Here is an 18,731-nt window from a genome sequence, read left to right as displayed (position 1 = left end):
GCCGTACATCTCGTCGAGCACGTCGCCGAGACCGGCCTCGCGGGCGGCGGCGAGGCCGGCGCCGACGCCGTACCAGCCGGGGACGATCTGGCGGGACTGGGTCCAGCCGAACACCCACGGGATGGCGCGCAGGCCGTCCAGGCCGGCGCCCGAGTCGGGGCGGCGGGACGGACGGGAGCCCAGGTGGAGTTCGGCGAGCTGGTCGACCGGGGTGGCCGCGAAGAAGTAGGCGGGCAGGTCGGGGTGGTCGACGAACCGGCGGTAGGCGGTGTGGGCGGCGGCGGAGACGACCTCCATGGCGGCGTCCCAGCGGGCCAGCTGTTCGGCGGACTGCCGGGGCGCGGTGTGCAGGGCGGTGGCCTGGAGGCTTGCGGCGACGGCGAGTTCGAGGTTCTCGCGGGCGAGCGAGGGCAGCAGGTACTTGTCGGATATCGCCTCGCCCTGCTCGGTGACCTTGATCTCGCCCTCCAGGGTGCCCCACGGCTGGGCGAGGATCGCGTCGTGCGAGGGGCCGCCGCCGCGGCCGACGGTGCCCCCGCGGCCGTGGAAGAGGCGCAGCCGGACGCCGTACCGGTGCGCTACGTCGCGCAGCCGCCGTTGGGCGCGGTGGATCTCCCACTGGGAGGTGGTGATGCCGCCGAACTTGGAGGAGTCGGAGTAGCCGAGCATGACCTCCTGGACGTCGCCGCGCAGGGTGACCAGCCGGCGGTAGGAGGGGTCGGCGAGCAGGTCCTCCAGGATGTGACCGGCGGCCCGCAGTTCGTCGGTGGTCTCCAGCAGCGGCACCAGGCCGATCCGGGCGGTCCCGGCGTGCAGGTCGATCAGGCCGGCCTCGCGGGCGAGCACGGTGGCCGCGAGGACGTCGTCGGCGCCGCGGCACATCGAGACGACGTAGGACTCGACGACCTCGGGGCCGAAGGTGTCCAGGGCACGCCGGACGGTGTGGAAGACGTCCAGGGTGCGGGCGGCGGCCGGGTCGAGGGGAGCCGGACCCAGCAGCCGGCGGGAGGTCAGCTCCTTGGCGAGCAGGCGCTGCCGGTAGTCGCGGGGCATGTCCGCGTAGCGCCACGACTCCTCGTCGAGGCGGTCGACGAGGAGGCCGACGGCGTGGTGGTGGGCGTCGGCGTGCTCGCGGACGTCCATGGTGGCGAGCTGGAGGCCGAACGCGGCGAGGGTGCGGACGGTGCGGGCGAGCCGTCCGTCGGCGAGCAGGCCGCCGCGGTGTTCGCGCAGCGAGTCCTGGACGAGGCGGAGGTCGGCGAGGAGGCCCGCGGTGCCGAGGTAGTCGCGGCCCTCGGTGTGCGGGGTGCCCTCGGCGAGGCGCCGCTTGGTGTTCTCCAGCTTCTGGCGGACGCAGGTGGCCTTGAGGCGGTAGGGCTCCTCGGCGTTGAGGCGCCGGTAGCGGGGGCTGAGTTCGGGGAGGTCGGCCAGGTCGGTGCGGAGCGAGGCGAGGAGTTCCTCGGTGACGCCGGTGTGCCGGACGGAGTGGGAGAGCAGGCCGCGCAGTTCGTCGACGGTCCGGAGGGCGGCGTCGATGCCGTGCTCGTGCTGGAGGAGGAGGACCTCCCAGGTGACGTCGGGGGTGACGTTGGGGTTGCCGTCCCGGTCGCCGCCGATCCAGGTGCCGAAGGTGAGCGGGCGGGTGTCGTCGGGCAGGCGGACACCGGCCTGGTCGAGGTCGGCGGCGAGGTCCTCCAGGAGGTCGCCGACGGCGCCGGCGTGGAGTTCGTCGAGGTAGTAGACCGCGTTGCGGGCCTCGTCGGCGGGTTCGGGGCGGGCGACGCGCAGTTCGTCGGTCTGCCAGACGAGGTCGATGTGCTCCGCGAGCCGGGTGTCGAGGCGGCGGCGGTCGGCCTCGTGGGACGGGGTGCCGGCGGTGTCGAGCAGGGCGGCGATCCGGCGGAGCTTGTGCAGGACGCTGCGGCGCGCGGCCTCGGTGGGGTGGGCGGTGAAGACGGGGCGGACGTTGAGGCTGGCGACGGCGTCGGCGAGGAGTTCCGGCGAGCGTTCCGCCGCCTCCCGGACGACGCGGCCGAGCGGGGACTCCCTGCGCTCCCGGGCCGCTCTCAACTCGCGCCCCCGGTGGACCTGTTCGGTGACGTTGGCGAGGTGGAAGTAGGTGGAGAAGGCACGGACCAGCTCGACGGCGGTCTCCAGGTCGACGCCGGCGAGGAGTTCGGCGGTGGCCTCACCGTCGGTGCGGCTGAGCAGGCGCACCTGTTCGACCAGACCGAGCAGGTGGGCGCCCTCCTGGCGGACCAGCGTCTCGCCCAGGAGGTCGCCCAGGCGCCGGATGTCGGCGCGCAGGGCCGCGTTCGCGATCGGGGCGTTCATGGGTTCTCCCTGGTGGGGCGGTTTCGGGTCGGCCCAGGGCCGACGGGCAGGCGCGCCGTCCGGCAGGCGGGCCGTCCGGCAGACAGGCAGGCCCATCGACAGGGCAACGGGCGGGGCGGGTTGGGGGCCCGGGGTTCAGGGCGCCAACAGCGCGGCCGGGTTCAGCCGGGTGACGGCGCGGACCTGCGTTCCGGTGAGGCCGGCGGCGCGGAACCACTCCGCGTTGCGGACCAGCCAGCCGGCGGGGTCCGGCTGGTCGGGCTGGCCCAGGTCGGAGCTGAAGACGATCCGGGGGTGGGCGCGGACCAGTTCGGCCAGGTGGCCCGGGCTCCGGTGGCCCAGCAGCAGCATCAGGGCGGTGAGTTCGACGTAGAGGCCGGGCAGGTCGGCCAGGCCGGCGAGGTCGGCGGGGGTGAGGCCGGACATCGGGTGGGTGGCGTGGGTCAGCAGCAGCCGGGGCACGTCGAGCCGGGCGGCCTCGTCGGCCACCCGGAGGGTCTCCTCCCGGTCGCAGTGACCGGTGGCCAGGACGACCGGCAGGTCCCGGGCGGCGCGGAGCACCTCGCGCACCGGCCGGGCGAGCCGGCCGGTGCCGTCGAGGATCCGTGGGCCGCGCCACCGTTCGAGGTCGAGCAGCGGGTGGAAGGGGGCGCGGTGGAGGGGGGACGGGTGGGCGGGGCCGATGTGGGTGGGCAGGTGGACGAGCAGCCGGGCGGGGCTGTCGGGGCCGTGGGCGTAGACGGCCTGCTCGACGACCCTGGTCCGGACGCCGCCGGCGAGCTCGTTGAGGACGACGGCGCCGGAGACCGGAAGTCCCTCCTGGCGGGCCTCCCAGGCGGACGCGGCGGTGGAGCCGAGGTGGCTCTTGACCGCGACCCAGCCGTCGATCCCGGCGTAGGCCCGCCCGGCGCCGGCGGCGGTCAGCCGGCGCCGGTAGAGGTCCGGTCCGGCGTGGTAGTGGACGTCCACCACCTGCCGGTCGGCCGGGGGACGCTCCCCGGTCCGGGACCGCTCCCCCGCCGCGGCCCCCTCGGAGGGCGGCGGCCCCGCCGGCCCGATCACCGGCCCGGCCGACCGGGGTGCCGGCCCGGCCACCGACCGGACCGCCGGGGGCCGGGGGCCGTCAGGCATCGCCGGTCCTGCGCGCCGGCCCCTCCCACGGCTCGGCGTAGCCGAACGTCCGGCGGGCCTCGTCGAGGCGCAGCCCGCCGGCCACCGCCTCGGCGATGGCGGCCTCGGTGGCTTCGACGCGTTCGGCCCGGTCGGCCACCTCGACGGCCTGTCCGGCGGGCACGACGAGGACTCCGTTGTCGTCGGCGACGATCACGTCACCCGGGCGGACGGTGACCTCGCCGATGGTGACGTCCCGTCCGGTGGCGTCGAGTTCGACGCGGTTCTTGCCGCTGACCATGGTGACGCCGGTGCTGAACAGCGGGTACCCGGCGGCCCGGATCTCGGCGACGTCGCGGGCCGACCCGTACACGGCGGTGCCGCGCGCGCCCCGGCTCCGGGCGAGTGCGGTGAGCAGCGAGCCCCAGTTGGTGCAGGCGGTGCTGCCGCCGTTGTCGACGACGACGAAGGAGCCGGCGGGTACCTCGTCGAGGTAGTTGGCCGCGTTGCGGAAGCCGCCCCGGGTGTCGCCGACGGGCCGGTAGGTGACGGTGTAGGCGCGTCCGGCAGTGCGGGCCCCGGGGACGCGGGCGGCCAGACCGGCGAGGACGCCCGGGAGGCCGAGGCTGTCCAGCGCGTCGGAGACCGAGGCGGTGTCGAGGCGGGCCAGCCGGTCGACGACCTCGTCGGTCTCCGACGGTGGATCACCGGCGCCCGGCCGCCGTACAGCGGCCCCGGCGGAGGCCCCGGCGGCGGGCCGGGAGGCCGCGGCGTCCAGGGCTCCGGCCACGGCCTCGGCCACCTCGCGGGTGCCCGCCGTCCCGCCGAGGTCGTAGGTGACGGTGGTCCGGGCGCGGGCGACGCCGCGCACGGCGGCGCGCAGTTCCTCGCCGGGCACCGTCAGCCCGAGGTGGTCGAGCATCTGGGCGACGGTCAGCAGCATCGCCATCGGGTTCGCCCGGCCGCGGCCCGCCATCGCGGGGGCGGAGCCGTGCACGGGCTCGAAGTAGCTGCCCTGGTCGCCGATGTTGCCGCTGGGGGCGAGGCCGAGGCCGCCCATGACCCCGGCGCCGAGGTCGGAGAGGATGTCGCCGAACATGTTCTCGGCGACGAGCACGCCGAACCGCTCCGGCCGGCGGACCATCCAGAGCGCGACGGCGTCCACGTTGAGGATCTCGGTCTCGATCCCGGGGTACTCGCCCGCGATCAGTTCGAGCCGTTCGCGCAGGTGGTTGCTGCTGTTGCGGAGGACCATCGGCTTGTCGACGAGGGTGAGCAGGCGCTTGCCGCGGGCCCGGGCGTGTTCGAGGCCGAAGCGCAGCAGCCGGTCGATGCCGAACCGGGTCTGGAGGCGCAGGGTGACGCTGGTGTGCTCGGGGCCGGAGGCGGCGGCGTTCGGGTGGTGGCGCACCGCGTCCCAGAGCGCCCCGTCGAGGCCGTGCAGGTCGAGCCCGGCGTAGAGGCCCTCGGTGTTCTCCCGGATGACGGTGAAGTCGAAGCGGCCGTGGTCGAGGTCGGTGACGGGCCGGATGTTGGCGTAGAGGCCGAGGCGCTGGCGGAGCTGGACGACGGGCGAGACGTAGCCGAGGCCGGTGCCGCGCAGTTCGGGGACGAGTTCGGCCTCGGTCTCGCGCAGCGGCTTGCTGGTGATGGCGCCGAGCAGGCAGGTGTCGGTCTCCTCCAGGAGCTTCCAGGTGCGCGCGGGCACCGGGTCGCCCTCCTGTTGCCAGCACTCCCAGCCGATGTCGCCGAAGCGCAGGTCGAGCGGGAGGCCCAGGCGTTCGACGGCGGCGAGGGCCGCTTCGACGACCTCCGGTCCGATGCCGTCGCCGGGCAGGACGGCGATGCTCCTGGTGGCGGGTGCGGCGGGTGCGGCGGGCATTACCGGAGTCCCTTCTCGCGCAGGAGTGCCTCGACGCGTGCGGAGACCTCTGCGGGCTGGTCGAAGTGGGGGCGCATGCCGGCTCGGGGGACGACGTGCACCACGTGGTGGGGAGCGGCGGCGGTGTGCCGCCGGGTGACGAGCTGGGACCGGCCGCCGACGATCTGGAGCAGCGGGCCGGGGTGGGCGCGGACGGCGTCGGTGAGGTCGATGTCGCGGAGCAGCCGCAGGCCGCCGGCGAGCCGCCGCCCGGCCTCGGTGTCCGTCGCGGGGTCCGCGTCGGTCTCCGTCGCGGGAGCCGTCCTGGGGTCCGGCTCCGTGGCCGGCGCCGGGACGCCCCCGGTGTCCGGTGTCCGGCCCTGCGGCAGGATCCGGCGGGACAGCAGGTCGAGGGCGGCGGCGGGCCGGCCGGCGGCGGCCAGGTCCGCGATCGCGCCGAGCCGCTCGGCGAGGGCGGTGTCGCTGCGCGCGGGTCCGGAGACCAACAGCGCGGCGGTGGCGGGGTCGATGTCAGGGAGCAGCGCCTGGGCGACGGCGCCGCCCAGGGCGTTGCCGCAGAGCACGTCGACGGGCCCGAAGGTCGGCAGCACCTCGCGCCAGCGTGCGGCCAGACCGGCCAGGCTGGTCACCTCCTCGCCCCAGAGGGCGAGGGTGTCGGCGACGGTGACCCGCAGTCCGGCCCCGACCAGGGTGCGGACGACCGGGGTGAAGAAGGCGCCGCCGTCCCAGCCCGGGGTCACCGGGGCGAGGACCAGGGCGTGCGCCGTGCCGACGGCGGTCCGGGGGAAGAAGACCGCCGTCGGCACGACCGGTCCGGCGTGGGTGGTCACCGGGTGGTCACCGGACGCCGGCGAGGGTGCGCGCGGTGGCGATGGCCTCGCCGTGCTCGCCGAGCAGTTCCTTGCGGTGCTCGACCGAGAGGTCGTAGCGGCCGAGCACGAGGTCGGGCAGCGGCAGGGACGGCCGGCCCTCGGGGACGGTGGCCAGCAGCAGTTCGGCCAGCCGCAGGACGGGGGCGAGGTCGATGTGGCCGGCCTTCTCCGGGTCGGTGCGGTCGAGGTGCGCCAGCCACTGCTCGGCGATGAGGTTGCCGGGGCCCTTGCCCATGCCCTGGATCGAGGAGTCCATCCAGGTCGCACCGGCCGCGACGGCGCTGATGGCGTTGGCCAGCGCGAGGCCGAGGTTGTTGTGGGCGTGCAGGCCGACCGCGCCGCCGGTGACCGAGCGGGTCAGGGTGGTCAGGTCGGTGGTGTCCAGCGGGGAGAGGCTGCCGTTGGAGTCGGCCAGGTAGACGACCTCGGCGCCGGCGTCGGTGGCGGCGGTCGCCACCTCGACCACCTCGCGGGCCGGCCACTGGCTGATCCGGGCGAAGTTGACGCCGACGGTGAAGCCGAGGTCGCGGGCCTGGCGGATGTACTCCAGGCCGGGTTCGTAGCCCTTGGCGGGCAGGATGATGCGGACGAGACGGGCACCGGCCGCGTACATGGCGGGCAGGTCGTCGCGGGTGATGTTCTTCGGGTGCAGGATCATCGCGACCCGGTGGGGGCCGATCTCGCGGGCGGTGGCGGCGATGAAGTCGTCGCCGCCGATGCCGGTGAGGCCCAGGTCGGGGATCGGGGCGAACGAGCCCTTGCGGTAGGCGATCTCGACCCAGTCGAAGCCGGCCTCGACGCTCAGCCGGGCGTGCTCCAGGGCGTAGGAGAGCGGGAAGTGGAATCCCGTGCGGTACCCCCCGTCCCGGAGAGTGACGTCGATGTTGGTGATCCTCATGGCTCCTCCAGAAAGCGGACGTGCGGGTTGGATCGGGAAGGGTCCGGCGGACACGTCGGGTGCGCGTCAGGCGGACTGGCCGGCGGCCACGTGGTGCGCGGCACGGCGGCCGAAGACCAGCGAGCGCAGCACCGAGGTGGCCGGCGGGTAGGCGTGGTAGAAGAGGCCGGTGGCCTCGCCCGCCGCGTACAGGCCGGGGATGGCGGTGCCGGACGGGGTGACGACCCGGCCGTCGAGGTCGGTGCGGACGCCGCCGTAGGTGAAGCAGATCGCGGCGGTCACCGGGATGCCGATGAACGGCGCGGTGTCCAGCGGCGTGGCCCAGTTGGACTTGGCCGGGGTGAGGCCGACGGTGTGCTTGCCGTCCAGCCGGGTGGGGTCGAACTCGCCCGGGGAGACGGCCGCGTTGAACCCGGCGACGGTCTTCTCCAGGCCCTCGGCGTCGATGCCGAGCTTGGCGGCGAGCCCGGCCAGGGTGTCGGCCTGTTCCGGGGGCACGTCGGTGAGCAGCGAACCGGCGATGCCGGGGATGGCCAGGGTCTTGGCGTCGGCGATCCAGTACGCCTCCTGGTCCTGGTTCTTCCAGATCTCGTAGCCGACGTGCTCGAAGGTGTTGTCCCAGGTGTCGCGGCCCTCGTCGAAGAACCGCTCCAGGCGCCCGTTGACGAAGATTCCGGCGGCGAAGCCGTAGAGGACCGCGTCGGCCTTGTCGGTGCGGGTGTCGACCGGCTCGGCGTGGATGCCGTCGAACTGGCCGGCGGTGTCGGCGCCGAGCTCCAGCGCCATCCGCAGCGCGTCGCCGCGGTTGGCGGCGATGCCGGGGGCGATCAGCGGGAGGTCGCAGGCGTTCTGCCCGACGTACCGGGTGAGCATCTCGGGGTTGCCCTCGAAGCCGCCGCAGGCGAGCACGACCGCGCGGCCGGCCAGCGTGCGGGTGAGGCCGTCGGGGCCGCGGACGACGACGCCGTCGACGGCGCCGTCCTCGTCGGTGGAGAGGCGCAGGGCCTCGGTCAGGTAGCGGATGTCGACCCGGGGGTCCGCCTCCAGGGCGGCGCCGAGGTGTTCGACGATGGCGGCGCCGCCACCTCGCGGGCTGGCCGGCGGGACCATGGACGGGACGCCGGCGGCGAAGGTGTGCGGCAGCGGGAAGTCCTGGAAGGCGATCTCGACGCCGTGCTTCTCGACGAACGCGAGGGTGCCGGGGGTGTCGCGCTCGACGGTGCGGCAGTAGTCGAGGTCGGCCAGGCCGCCGGAGACCCGGTGGACGTGCTCGGCCCAGTCGGAGTCGAGCCGGCGCTGCTGGTCGATCCGCAGGAAGGCGCCCGTCCAGCGGGTGGCGCCGCCGCGGTCCTCCTTGCCGGAGCGCTCCAGGATCGCGATCCTGGCCGGCCGGTCGCGGCCGTCGGTGGCCTCGGCGAAGGACAGCGCGGCCGAGAGGCCGGCGGCGCCGAAGCCGACGACGATCAGGTCGTACGCGGGGGCCGGGGTGGACGTGCCTGACATGGTTCTCCTACGCGGTGTGAGGGGTGTGGGCGGGTGTCGGGCGATGCGCGGGGGTGTGCCTCCCGGCCGGGACGCCGGGTCAGCGGTTGGGGGTGATGACCCGGCTGGTCCGGTACAGGCGGTACTTGGCACCCGTCGTGGTGGTCGCGAACCGCTGGTAGCGGCGGGTGAACTCGGGGTCGTCGAAGATCGCGTCGAAGCTCTTCTCGTCGGACCAGGCGGCGAGGTTCACCACCGCGTCGCCCTCGACGCTGGTCAGCAGCCGGGAGCCGCGGAAGCCCTCGGCGGTGGCGGCGACGTGCTCGACGGCGGAGGCGAGGGCGGCCACGGTGGCGGGCGCGGACTCGGTGGTGGCCACGTTGATGAGCAGCACGCCGTCGCCGGGCTCGGGGGTGGTGACCACGCCGGGGCTGGCGAAGCCCGCGGTGAACGGGGTCCGCTCGTAGGAGGCGATGCCGAGCGTGTGCCAGGGGTCGCTCTCGATCAGCTCGGTGACGGTGGCGTCGTCGAGGTCGGCGGTGACGATGACGGCGCCGCCGTCCGGCCGGGGGCCGCTGAGCAGGATGCGACCGCGGTCGGCGTGCTCGCGCAGCCAGGCCCTGTGCTCCGGCAGGTGGGCGGTGACGGTCTCACGGGGCTTCAGGTAGGTGAGGGTGAGGACGTGGATCACGGTGTTCTCCGGTGCGGTGGGAGGACGGACGGTGAGAGGGCGAACACGGGGAGGAGGGACGCGGGGAGGGGCCGGCCGGCGCCCGCGCCGGTTCGGAGCCCGCGCCGGTTCGGAGCCGGTTGCGGAGCCGGTGTCAGCGGCCGATGCGCGTCGCCAGGCCGCGCAGGACGGTCTCCGCCTCGGAGACGGTGTCCTCGACGATCGCGGCGGCGGTCCGGACGTCCTTGACCAGGTCGAGGACCTCGCCGGCGAACAGGGCGCGCTGGCTGACGTCGTCGCGGGCGACGGCGGCCGTCCAGCCGGGCTCGACGTCGGCGCGCCGGGCGGCGAGGTCGTCGTCGCGGCCGGTCCACTCGCGGGTGAAGGCGTTGCTCACCGAGCGCGCCTGGTAGACCTCGTCCCACGGGATGCCGCGGAGCACGTCGAAGGACCGGGTGTTGACGGTGTCGGTGGTGCCCGCGGCGGTCAGCGAGGTCTTGAAGCCGGCGGTCGCGATCGACTCGACGGTGAGCGCGAAGCGGGTCCCCATCATCACGCCGTCGGCGCCGAGCGCCAGCGCCGCGGCCAGGCCCCGGCCGTCCGCGAACCCGCCGGCCGCGACCACCGGGACGGCGCCCCGGACGAGGTCCAGCACGGCCGGGACGAGCGGGAGGGTGGCCCGGGTCTTGTGGTGGCCGCCGGCCTCGGCGCCCTGGACCACCAGCACCGACGCGCCGGCCTGCAGCGCCACGACGGCCTGCTCGGTGTCGTGCACCTGCACCACGACCCGGGCACCGCTCCCGGCGGCGGAGGAGACGTAGCGGCCCACCTGCTCGGCGTCGCCGAAGGAGAGGGCGATGACGGGCGGCGCGTAGCCGAGCACCTTGTCCCAGAGTCCGGGGCGCTCGTCGAAGGTGAACATCACGCAGCCGGCGCCCCAGACGCCGCCGCCCTCGGCGGCCTGCGGGAGGTGCTCGTCGATGAACGCGGCGTCGCCGTAGCTGACGCCGACGAGCCCCAGCCCCCCGGCGCGGGTGACGGCGGCGGCCAGCCGGCCGCCGGAGACGCCGCCCATCGGTGCGCTGACGATCGGATGGTCGATTCCCAGCAATTCTGTCAACTTGGTCGAGATCACGACTTCCCCGGCTCCCAGCTCGAATGTCGGTGTGGCGGACGGAACGGCGGCCTGAACGTCGTCGGGAACGACATGGACGACGACGGATCGACTGGTGGATCGGCCAGTGGATCGGCCGGTGAATACCGTCCGGCGCCCTGCCCGGAATTCCTCGGGCGGCGGGTCACCGGCACGGCCTCCGGGGTTTTCCGTTCCCGGTTCCGGCCTGCCCGCTTTCGCACTCAAACCATAGTTCGAACGGCGTTCCGAGGGCCAAGACAGAAAATGCGTGGAAGCCATAGGACCGGTCCTATGGGCCGACCCTACGAGGGGGACCGCAAGGAGTCGCCCGGGCACCGGAAGTGAACCTTCCATGACCCCGGGGCAAAAAATCGCCCGGCCCGGAGAAAACATTCTCCGGGCCGGGCGTACGGGTGGGGGCAGAGGTGGCGACAGCGGTGGGAGGTGAGGGTGGGACGGCAGCGGACCGGCGGAAGATGAACTCCTCAGGCGAGGAAGGGCCAGCCCTGCCGCTCGGCCACTTGGGCGAGCACCCGGGCGGCCCGGCCGCCGGCCAGCGCGGTGACCGCCAGCCGTTCACGCGGCGCCGCACTGGTGGGCAGCGGGCGCCAGTGGAGTTGCGTCTCGCCCTGCACGGCGAGCCGCGGACGCAGCGCCACCAGGTCGCAGGCGGTCTGCAGGGTGTGCACGAAGAGCGCCTGCTGGTCGTCGACGGGGTGCAGCTCGGCCCGCCAGCCGAGTGCGGCGAGCTGGGCCGGGATCGTCTCGGCGTAGCCCGGCGCACACCCCTCGTCGTACCAGAGCAACCGCTGGGTGGCGAGATCGTCCCAGGTCAGGCCGGGTCGGGCGGCCAACCGGTGGTCGGGGCGCATGACCACCCCGAGCGGTTCGTCCCAGACCACCGCGCCGACCAGACCGGGTGTGGTGACCGGAAGCCGGACGATGCCGAACGCCAGCTCGCCGTGGTGCAGCAGCTCCGGCTGGTCGGCCGCACCCACGTGCCGCATGCGCAGCTCTGTGCCCGCCCGGGCGGCCCCGTCGGCCTGCTCACCGGCCAGTCCGTTCTGCACCTCGGCGAGGACCTCGGTCGGCACCCCGCCGCAGACCCCGACCGGCCAGACCCGGGGGGTCGGGGCAGCCGCGGCGATCGCCGATCGGAGCTGCCCGGGAATGGACTGGATTTCCCGCAGGAATGCCCGCCCGCTCGCCGTCAGTTCGACACCGCGTGAACTCCTGATGAAGAGCGAGGCACCGACCCGGCTTTCCAGTCTCTTGATCTGCTGGCTGAGGCTCGGCTGGGATATCCGGAGTTCCTGGGCAGCCGCCGAAACGGTCCCCGCCCGGACCACTGTGAGGAAATACCGGAGGTGCCGCATGTCGAAGTCGTCGACGTGCTCGGCATGACCCGCCGCGCGCCGGGCGGCGACCCGCGCCGAATCCTCCGGGGCGTGACCGGATTCCGTTTGGTACAGGGCGGACGATCCGATCCTTTCGTGCAGCACACTCATGACACCCCTCCGTCACATCGTCTCGGTTCGCGACCCGCGACCGGCCTGTCCGCCGCCGGGCGGTGGGCTGCCCCGGAGGTCCGGGGCAGCCACGTTCTCCCTAAAAATACCTTCACGAGGGTATTTTCAACGGTTCCGTAACGGAACCCTCATACGACCCGTGGATCCGGGCACAGGCTGCACCCCGCCGGAGTCCCGCCCTCCGGAACCGGGGCCCCGGCGGTCCCGGCGGCCGGGCCGGCGAGCGCCTCCAGCAGTAACCGCCACGCCGCCTCGTAGGCGCTGGCCGAACCGCAGGCGCCCGGCGGCCCGAACGACACGTGCGGCGCGCCGTGCATCACGGCCAGGAGCAGCTGGGCGACGAGTTCGGGCGGCCGGGGCGCCATGCTCCCCTCCCCCTGGGCCCGACGGATCAGGTTCGCCAGGCCCCGCTGCACGTCCTCGAAGATGTCCGGCACCATCTGGGCCAGCGCCGGGCAGTCGGTCGCCAGCCGGAGCGCCGCCCGCAGCCTGACGTCCTCCTTCAGCCGGTGCGCCAGGTCCAGGACGAGCGACTCCAGCACCGCGCCGGCCGCGGCACCCGGGACGTCCCGGGCCTGGCGCATCTCCTCCCAGACCTTGCGGGACTGCAGCAGCAACGCCCCGGCCAGCAGCCGCTTGGAGGCGAAGTGCCCGTACAGGGCCCCCTTCGTCATGCCGGTCCGCTGCGCCACCGCGTTGAGGGTGGCCCTGCTGTACCCCTGGGCGGAGAACTCCTCTGCGGCGGCGTCCAGCACCTTCTCCCGCGTACGCCGTGCTCGCTCCTGTTTGATCATGCGGGCGCCCTCCTGGTCAAGAACATACCTTCCTAAAGGAATGTTCTCAGGACAGGGGGCGCGCCCGCCCGGCTGTCCGCACATCAGACGGAAACCGATCGGTGTGCGACGGCCGGACGGGCCGGCGGCCCCGGCGGGCGGCGCGGACCGCGCCGCCCGTCGAGCACCGGCCAGCCCGCGCGCCCGGCCTCCGCCAGCAGTTCCGCCGAGCCGTTCACCACCACCGGGTGCCCGACCGTGCGGAGCATCGCGAGATCGCTCTCGTGGTCGCCGTACGCGAAACAGTCGGCCGGCCGGACGCCCCGCGCCCGGACCAGCGCCGCCACCGCGTCCGCCTTGGCCTGCCCGATCATCGGCCGGTCCGCCTCCCCGGTCAGCACTCCCCCCGCCGCCAGCTGCTCGGTGCAGCGCACCGCGGCGGCGCCGAAGTCCTCCGCCACCGCCTCCAGCAGCGGGCGCAGCGACCCGGACACCAGGACCACCTCGTGCCCGAGGTCCCGGTGGCGGGCCAACGCGTCGAGGCTCGCCGTGACGAAGGCCGCGGCGCCCCGGCGGTACTCCTCGTACCACCGGCGTGCCGCCGACCGCAGCGCGGTGGCGGGCACGCCGGCGAACCGGCGGTAGTACATCCGGTTCAGCTCCTCGCGGGGCACGCCCGCGGCCATCGCCGCCCGGAGGTCCGGTGCCCCGGGCGGCGTCGCCCCGGGTCGCCGCGCCGGCCCGGTCGGGGCGGGCCCGGCGGTGCCGGGGTCCGTACGGGCGGGGTCCGTGTGCGCGGGGTCCGTGCGGGCCGGGTCCGCCGTCCAGAAGTCCCAGAACGCGAGCATCCCCTTGGCCGCGATCAGCGTCTCGTCGACGTCAAAGAAGGCGATCGGGGCGGGCGCCGTACCGCTCACGCCGCACCGCCGCCGGCGCCGAGGACCGCCTCCGCGTAGCCCCGGGCCGCCGCGTCCGGGTCGAGGGTGCGGTGCACCGCCACCGCCGCCGCGTCCCGCCAGGCGCGTTGCAGGACCGAGCCCGGGGCCTGCGCCCCGACACCGGCCGCGAGGAACAGCGCGTCCACCGCCTCACGGCAGAGCACGGCGGCGGTCGCCGCGTCACGACGGTTCTCGGCCACCGCGAGCGCGGTGATCTCCCCCCGGTCGGCCCGGGCGGCGGCGCCGTCGAGCAGCAGCCCCGCCGTGTGGATCCTGGCCGAGGCGTGCGTCAGCACGGTGTGCGCGGCCGGGTGCGGGTCGACCGCGCGCCGGGCGCCGGCAGTCCATTCGCGCAGGGCGGCCCGGGCGATGCCCAGCAGCGGCGTGGCGAACACCAGGGCCGCGACCATCGGGTACGGCACGGTGTGGCAGCGGGCGGCGTCCTGCTGCGGGACGAGCAGCGCGTCCAGCGTGAGCGTGCGGTGGTCCGGGACGCGGACCCCGTCGGCGGCCACGGACGTGCTGCCGCTGCCGCGCAGCCCGGCCGAGTGCCAGGTGTCCAGCACCGTCAACTCCGAACGGGGCACGGCGAGGACCCGGTGCTCGCGGCCTGCGGGACCCTCGGTCCAGGAGGCGAGCAGGATCCACTCCGCGTGGTCCGCGCCGCTGGCCGGCCGCCACTCGCCGTCGAGGCGCCAGCCGTCCCCCACCCGCTCGGCCCGGCCCTGCGGCGGGACGACAGCGGCCGCGATCCGGACGTCGGGACCGCCGCCCCAGAGGTCGCGCTGCCCCTCCGTCGGAAGGTAGGCGGCCAGCCGGCCGTGCGCCGCGTACAGGGCGGCGCACCAGGCGGCGCCCGCGCAGGACTCGGCCAGCGTCGACGCCCCGGTCGCCAGCGCCCCGAACTCCCCGGCGGTGCCGCCCCACCGGCGCGGGACGAAGTGGCGCGGGAAGCCGGCCCGGGTGATCCCGTCGGCGACCTCGCCGGTCAGCCGGCGCAGTTCCTCGGCCCGCCCGGCGTCCCGGCGGGCGGTCCCGGCCAGCTCGCCGAGCACCCGGACGTCGAGCACCCCGGCGTCGAGCCCCTCGGCCCGGACATCGCTCAGCATGCCGTGCCCTCCGCCCCGGCCGGCCCGGCCGCCGCGTCCGCACCCGCGCCCACCGGGCCCGTTGCCGCCGCTCCCCCACCCACCGGGCCCGCACCGGCCGGGCCCGGTGCCGCCGTCCGGCGCACCCGGGCGGCGGCGATCGGCCGGCCGTCCTGCACCGCCGTCAGGCGCAGCGCCCCGGCCGGGCCGCCGTCCGCCGGCTCGGCGACGATCGCGACCGGCGTCGTGAGTTCGCCGAAGGCGGTGAACACGGTGGCGATTTCCCGCAGTTCGCGGACCGCGTCACCGGCCCCGTACGCGGCGGCGGCCGCCTGCCGGAAGGCTTCCATCAGGACCATGCCGGGTACGTGGTCCACCGGGTGGTCGAACAGGACCGGGTGGTCCTCGAAGGGCCGCAGCCACCAGCGGTCGGGGCGGGCCGGGTCGGCGGCGATCACCACGTCACGGTCGGTCATCTGCCCGACCCGCCGGGGCTCCGGCGGCACGGGCGCGGTCGGGGCGGTCCCGGGCTCCCCCGCCGCGTCGGCCGACCGCCGCCGGAGGGACGCGTAGCGGCCGGGTTCCAGCACCTCCCAGCGCATCCGGACCCGCCCCACCGGCCGGTGGCCGGCCCAGGCCAGGCCCTCCAGCGCGAACCGCTCCCGGCCGGGCCGGGGAGCGGCGGGCGGGCAGCGCAGGTCGAGGCCGACGTCCAGGCCGTCCGGGCCGGTCGGCGGCAGGGCCTCGTCGAGGTCGACGGTGAGCTCGTTCAGCACGAACGGGTGGCCGTAGGTGCTGCCGTGGAACCGGTGGGCCAGGTGGATCGCGGTCTGGCGGACCGTCTCGGCCAGCATCATCGGGTCGGACGCCGCTCCCCGCCGGTGACCGAGGTGGTGGTCGCGGAGCCAGCGCGCGGCGACCGCGAACCGTTCCTCCTCCAGCCGCACGGCGTCCGTCAGGAGCACCTCGGGGTCGGCGTGCTTGTGGACCGCCTCCCGCGGCAGGTGCCGGTCGAAACGCAGGCCGTTCCAGCCCTCCCGGAGCAGCGGACGGCGCTGCCCGGGCACCTGAGATGACAGGACGTTCATGAATTCTTCCTCCCCCATGTCGCGGCGACGGGAGCAGGCCCGCTATCTTTCGGTGCCTACCGGAGCGACAGCTCAGGAACATACCTTCTGGAAGGTTTACCGTCGAGGCGAAATTTTGCGCCACTCTGTCCAAATCGCCCCCGCCCTGACGATCCGGCACCACCGTTGACCCCACCATCACAGGAGCCGTCCATGCCCGAGCCGCAGACCACCTCCCCGTTCCCTGTGCGCAGAATCACCACCCGGCGGGGCCCCGACCCCAAACAGGACCGGGCGGCCCGCACCAAACTGCTGGTGCTGACCGCCGCCGCCGAACTCTTCTCGACACAGGGCTTCCGCCACACCTCGGTCAAGGACGTGGCGGACCGGGTCGAGATGACCAAGGGCGCCGTCTACTTCCACTACCCGACGAAGGAGGCGCTGGCCATCGCGGTGGTGGAACAGCACTACGCCCGGTGGCCGATGCTCCTGGAGGAGGTCACCGCCGAGGGGCGCGGGCCGCTGGAGACGGCCGCACGGCTGCTGGCGGGTGCGGCGGCGGCGTTCCGGGACGACATCGTCGTCCAGGCGGGCGCCCGGCTGCAGATCGAACGGCCGCAGATAGACGCCGAGCTGCCCACCCCGTACGTGGACTGGACCGAGCTGCTGACCGCGCTGCTGATCAGCGCCCGGACGGCGGGCGAGCTGCGGGAGGGGGTCTCGCCGCACGCGGCGGCGCGGTCGCTGGTGGCCGCGTTCTTCGGCACCCAGCACATCTCGGACGTGCTCCACGAGCGGGCCGACGTGGTGGAACGCTGGTCCGAGACCGCCGAATTGCTGTTCCGCGCGATCAGCGCGAGGTAGCACCCCGGGCGGGCCGGCCCGGCGGGCGCGGCCGGCGCACGCGGAAGCGCACCGCGGGCATCGCCGCGGTGCGCTTCACCGGGGGTCCGTCGGACCCCGGGTCCGGTCGACCCGGCCGGACGGGGGCCGGTCGGGGAGGCCGAACCGGTCAGGTGGTCTCCGGCAGCCGGCCCCGGCTGCCGGCCACGATCAGGCCGCCGGCGACGGCCAGCACCAGCAGGACGACACCGAAGACCGTCGCCCCGTCGGTGAGCCCGACGGAGTCGCTGAGGTAGCCGGCCGACACCGGGAGCAGCCCGGCCGGCACGTAACCGCCCACGTTGAGCGCGGCGTTGGCCTCGGCCAGGCGCCGCGGCGGGACGGCGGAGTTCAGCAGCGAGAGACCGCCGAGCTGGCCCATGCCCTGGCCGGCCCCGGCGAGCAGGGCCGAGGCGACCAGCACGGGAACGGAGGAGGCGTGGACGGCGGCGATCAGCGTCACCATGGCCAGCGTGGTGGAGACCGCGCCGGCCATCAGGATGGTGCGCCGGCGCAGCTTCTGGACGGCGAACTGCACGGCGGTGGCGGTCAGGAACATCACGAACGCCATCGCGCCGGCCACGATCCGGCTGGTGGTGCCGAGCAGGCCGGAGAGCAGCGACGGGCCGAGCGAGAGCACGAACGAGGTCGCGGTGATGCCGGGCGCGAACACCGCGATGCCGAGGGCGAGTTGCAGGCCGTTGCCGCGCGGGACCCCGGGCACCCGGATCCAGGCGCCCTTCGCCGGCGCGGCAGGCCGGCGGACCGGCATCCGCAGCACCGCGAAGACCGCGGTGGCCAGCAGCACCGCCTCGACCACGAAGACGGTCACGGTCGGGCCGGGCGCCGTCTCGGAGAGCACCCCGGCGAGCAGCGGGCCGAGGCCCGCGCCGAAGACCATCGCGCAGGAGGCGAGCAGGGCGGCGAGGCGCTTGCGGGCCGGGCCCGCCACGTCGGTCACGGCCGCCATGCCGGCCGAGACCACGGCGCCGACCGCGATGCCGGTGAACAGCCGGGCCACGATCAGCGCGGCGACCGACGAGGCGGTGGCGAAGATCGCGCAGGCGGCCACCGCCAGACCCAGCGCGGGCAGCAGCACCGGCTTGCGGCCGAGCCGGTCGGAGACCACGCCGGAGACCAGCAGCGAGCCCAGCAGCCCGACGATGTAGAACGCGAACACGACGGTCAGGGTGCCCTTGGAGAACCCGATGTCCCGCTGCCAGACCACGTACAGCGGGGTCGCCGCGTTGGACAGGACGAACACCGCGGTCACCGGCCACGCGGCCAGCCACACCCACCAGGTGGGCGTCCCCACGGCCGCCCCCTGCTCCCTCCCGGGCGTCGGCAGGTCCGCCTCGGCGACCCCCTGCACCGACACCGTCCGACTCTCCGACATGGTCGCTCCCTCCGCCAGACGTAGTACGAGTTAACTCGAACATAGCATGCAGTACGATGAGACTCGTACAGGAGAGTCCGAAATCCTTTCGGCCCACGAGGAGTCGCCCATGCCTTCGACGCTGCGCCAGGCCCCGCCCTTCGTCGTCCTGCCGGAACCGGCCGACCTGCCCGAGGCGCTTCCCGAGCCGGCCGTCGAGGAGCTCAGGCTGGAGCTCGTACTCGGGGCCCTGAGCGACCCGCTGCGGCTCACCATCGTCCGCAAGCTCCTCCTGGAACGGGAGCGGTTCGACCACCCCTGCGGCTGGTTCGGGCTGGACCGGCCCAAGTCCTCGCTGACCCACCACTTCAAGGCGCTGCGCCAGGCGGGCGTCATCCGCCAGCGCCAGTACGGCCTGGAGCGGCGCAGCCACGTCCGGATCGACGACCTGGACGCCCGATTCCCCGGGCTCCTCGGACTCGTCGCCGACTGGACCCCGGACAGCCCCTGACCGGCAGGGATCGCCCCCCGCCCCTGAACGGCCCCGGGGCCCCCGTACCCGGGGCCCCGCCGCCCCCGCTCGCACCGGGGGCGGCGGAGCGCGGGCGGGCCGTCGTCCCCGTCGACGGCCCGCCCGTCGCCCACCCTCCGCACCCCTCCCGCCCGCGCTCCCGCCGTCCGCACTCCCACCGCCCG

The 18,731-nt window shown here is 74.9% G+C and carries 16 protein-coding genes; 2 read left to right on the top strand and 14 right to left on the bottom strand.

Annotated features, from left to right (window positions below; all coding sequences use genetic code 11):
- The 13 genes from PUR56_RS06865 to PUR56_RS06805 form a co-directional block, all read right to left on the bottom strand.
- Window positions 1-2,334 (bottom strand): phosphoenolpyruvate carboxylase (locus PUR56_RS06865; RefSeq protein WP_329948245.1); only part of this gene is annotated, 2,334 nt, incomplete at its 3' end.
- A 135-nt stretch (window positions 2,335-2,469) separates the two neighbouring features.
- A complete protein-coding gene (locus PUR56_RS06860; RefSeq protein ID WP_329948244.1) occupies window positions 2,470-3,465 on the bottom strand; it encodes a DUF6282 family protein in 996 nt (331 codons plus the stop codon).
- Entirely contained in the window at window positions 3,458-5,326 is a 1,869-nt protein-coding gene (locus PUR56_RS06855; RefSeq protein WP_329948243.1) for an isocitrate/isopropylmalate family dehydrogenase, read from the bottom strand. Before PUR56_RS06855 ends, PUR56_RS06860 begins: the two co-directional genes overlap by 8 nt.
- Window positions 5,326-6,156 carry an alpha/beta fold hydrolase gene (locus PUR56_RS06850; protein WP_329948242.1) on the bottom strand — a complete coding sequence of 277 codons (831 nt, stop codon included), beginning with the start codon at window positions 6,154-6,156 and terminating at the stop codon, window positions 5,326-5,328. Before PUR56_RS06850 ends, PUR56_RS06855 begins: the two co-directional genes overlap by 1 nt.
- A gap of 7 nt (window positions 6,157-6,163) precedes the next feature.
- Window positions 6,164-7,096 (bottom strand): hypothetical protein, encoded by a 933-nt coding sequence (locus PUR56_RS06845; RefSeq protein ID WP_329948241.1) that lies wholly within the window; start codon window positions 7,094-7,096, stop codon window positions 6,164-6,166.
- Window positions 7,097-7,162: 66 nt separating this feature from the next.
- Complete coding sequence (locus tag PUR56_RS06840; RefSeq protein WP_329948240.1) at window positions 7,163-8,599, bottom strand: FAD-binding protein; 1,437 nt, start codon at window positions 8,597-8,599, stop codon at window positions 7,163-7,165.
- Window positions 8,600-8,678: 79 nt separating this feature from the next.
- Window positions 8,679-9,269, bottom strand: coding sequence for a YciI family protein (locus tag PUR56_RS06835; protein ID WP_329948239.1), 591 nt, complete (start codon window positions 9,267-9,269; stop codon window positions 8,679-8,681).
- A gap of 133 nt (window positions 9,270-9,402) precedes the next feature.
- Window positions 9,403-10,662: an NAD(P)H-dependent flavin oxidoreductase gene (locus tag PUR56_RS06830; RefSeq protein ID WP_329948238.1), complete on the bottom strand. Its 1,260-nt coding sequence runs from the start codon at window positions 10,660-10,662 to the stop codon at window positions 9,403-9,405.
- A gap of 206 nt (window positions 10,663-10,868) precedes the next feature.
- Window positions 10,869-11,891, bottom strand: coding sequence for a LysR family transcriptional regulator (locus PUR56_RS06825; protein ID WP_329948237.1), 1,023 nt, complete (start codon window positions 11,889-11,891; stop codon window positions 10,869-10,871).
- A 149-nt stretch (window positions 11,892-12,040) separates the two neighbouring features.
- On the bottom strand, window positions 12,041-12,706 hold the full coding sequence (locus tag PUR56_RS06820) for a TetR/AcrR family transcriptional regulator (protein WP_329948236.1): 666 nt from the start codon (window positions 12,704-12,706) through the stop codon (window positions 12,041-12,043).
- Between the two features lie 83 nt (window positions 12,707-12,789).
- Complete coding sequence (locus tag PUR56_RS06815) at window positions 12,790-13,602, bottom strand: HAD family hydrolase (RefSeq protein WP_329948235.1); 813 nt, start codon at window positions 13,600-13,602, stop codon at window positions 12,790-12,792.
- Complete coding sequence (locus PUR56_RS06810; protein ID WP_329948234.1) at window positions 13,599-14,732, bottom strand: oxidoreductase; 1,134 nt, start codon at window positions 14,730-14,732, stop codon at window positions 13,599-13,601. Before PUR56_RS06810 ends, PUR56_RS06815 begins: the two co-directional genes overlap by 4 nt.
- Window positions 14,726-15,799 (bottom strand): ScbA/BarX family gamma-butyrolactone biosynthesis protein, encoded by a 1,074-nt coding sequence (locus PUR56_RS06805; protein ID WP_329948233.1) that lies wholly within the window; start codon window positions 15,797-15,799, stop codon window positions 14,726-14,728. The genes PUR56_RS06810 and PUR56_RS06805 overlap by 7 nt, the downstream gene beginning before the upstream one ends.
- Window positions 15,800-15,991: 192 nt before the next feature.
- Between PUR56_RS06805 and PUR56_RS06800 the strand changes: the two genes are divergently transcribed.
- Window positions 15,992-16,642, top strand: a complete 651-nt coding sequence (locus PUR56_RS06800; RefSeq protein ID WP_329948232.1) for a ScbR family autoregulator-binding transcription factor — start codon at window positions 15,992-15,994, stop codon at window positions 16,640-16,642.
- A 148-nt stretch (window positions 16,643-16,790) separates the two neighbouring features.
- Here the strand turns inward: PUR56_RS06800 and PUR56_RS06795 are convergent, their stop codons facing one another.
- On the bottom strand, window positions 16,791-18,056 hold the full coding sequence (locus tag PUR56_RS06795; RefSeq protein WP_329948231.1) for an MFS transporter: 1,266 nt from the start codon (window positions 18,054-18,056) through the stop codon (window positions 16,791-16,793).
- Window positions 18,057-18,165: 109 nt separating this feature from the next.
- Here PUR56_RS06795 and PUR56_RS06790 point away from each other — a divergent pair, with 109 nt between their 5' ends.
- Window positions 18,166-18,546 (top strand): ArsR/SmtB family transcription factor, encoded by a 381-nt coding sequence (locus PUR56_RS06790; RefSeq protein ID WP_329880839.1) that lies wholly within the window; start codon window positions 18,166-18,168, stop codon window positions 18,544-18,546.
- Window positions 18,547-18,731 lie beyond the last annotated feature (185 nt).

Source organism: Streptomyces sp. BE303 (assembly GCF_036290945.1).
Lineage (GTDB): Bacteria > Actinomycetota > Actinomycetes > Streptomycetales > Streptomycetaceae > Kitasatospora.
Note: the sequence above shows the minus strand (reverse complement) of the source record. Positions and strands in the feature narration are given on the sequence as shown.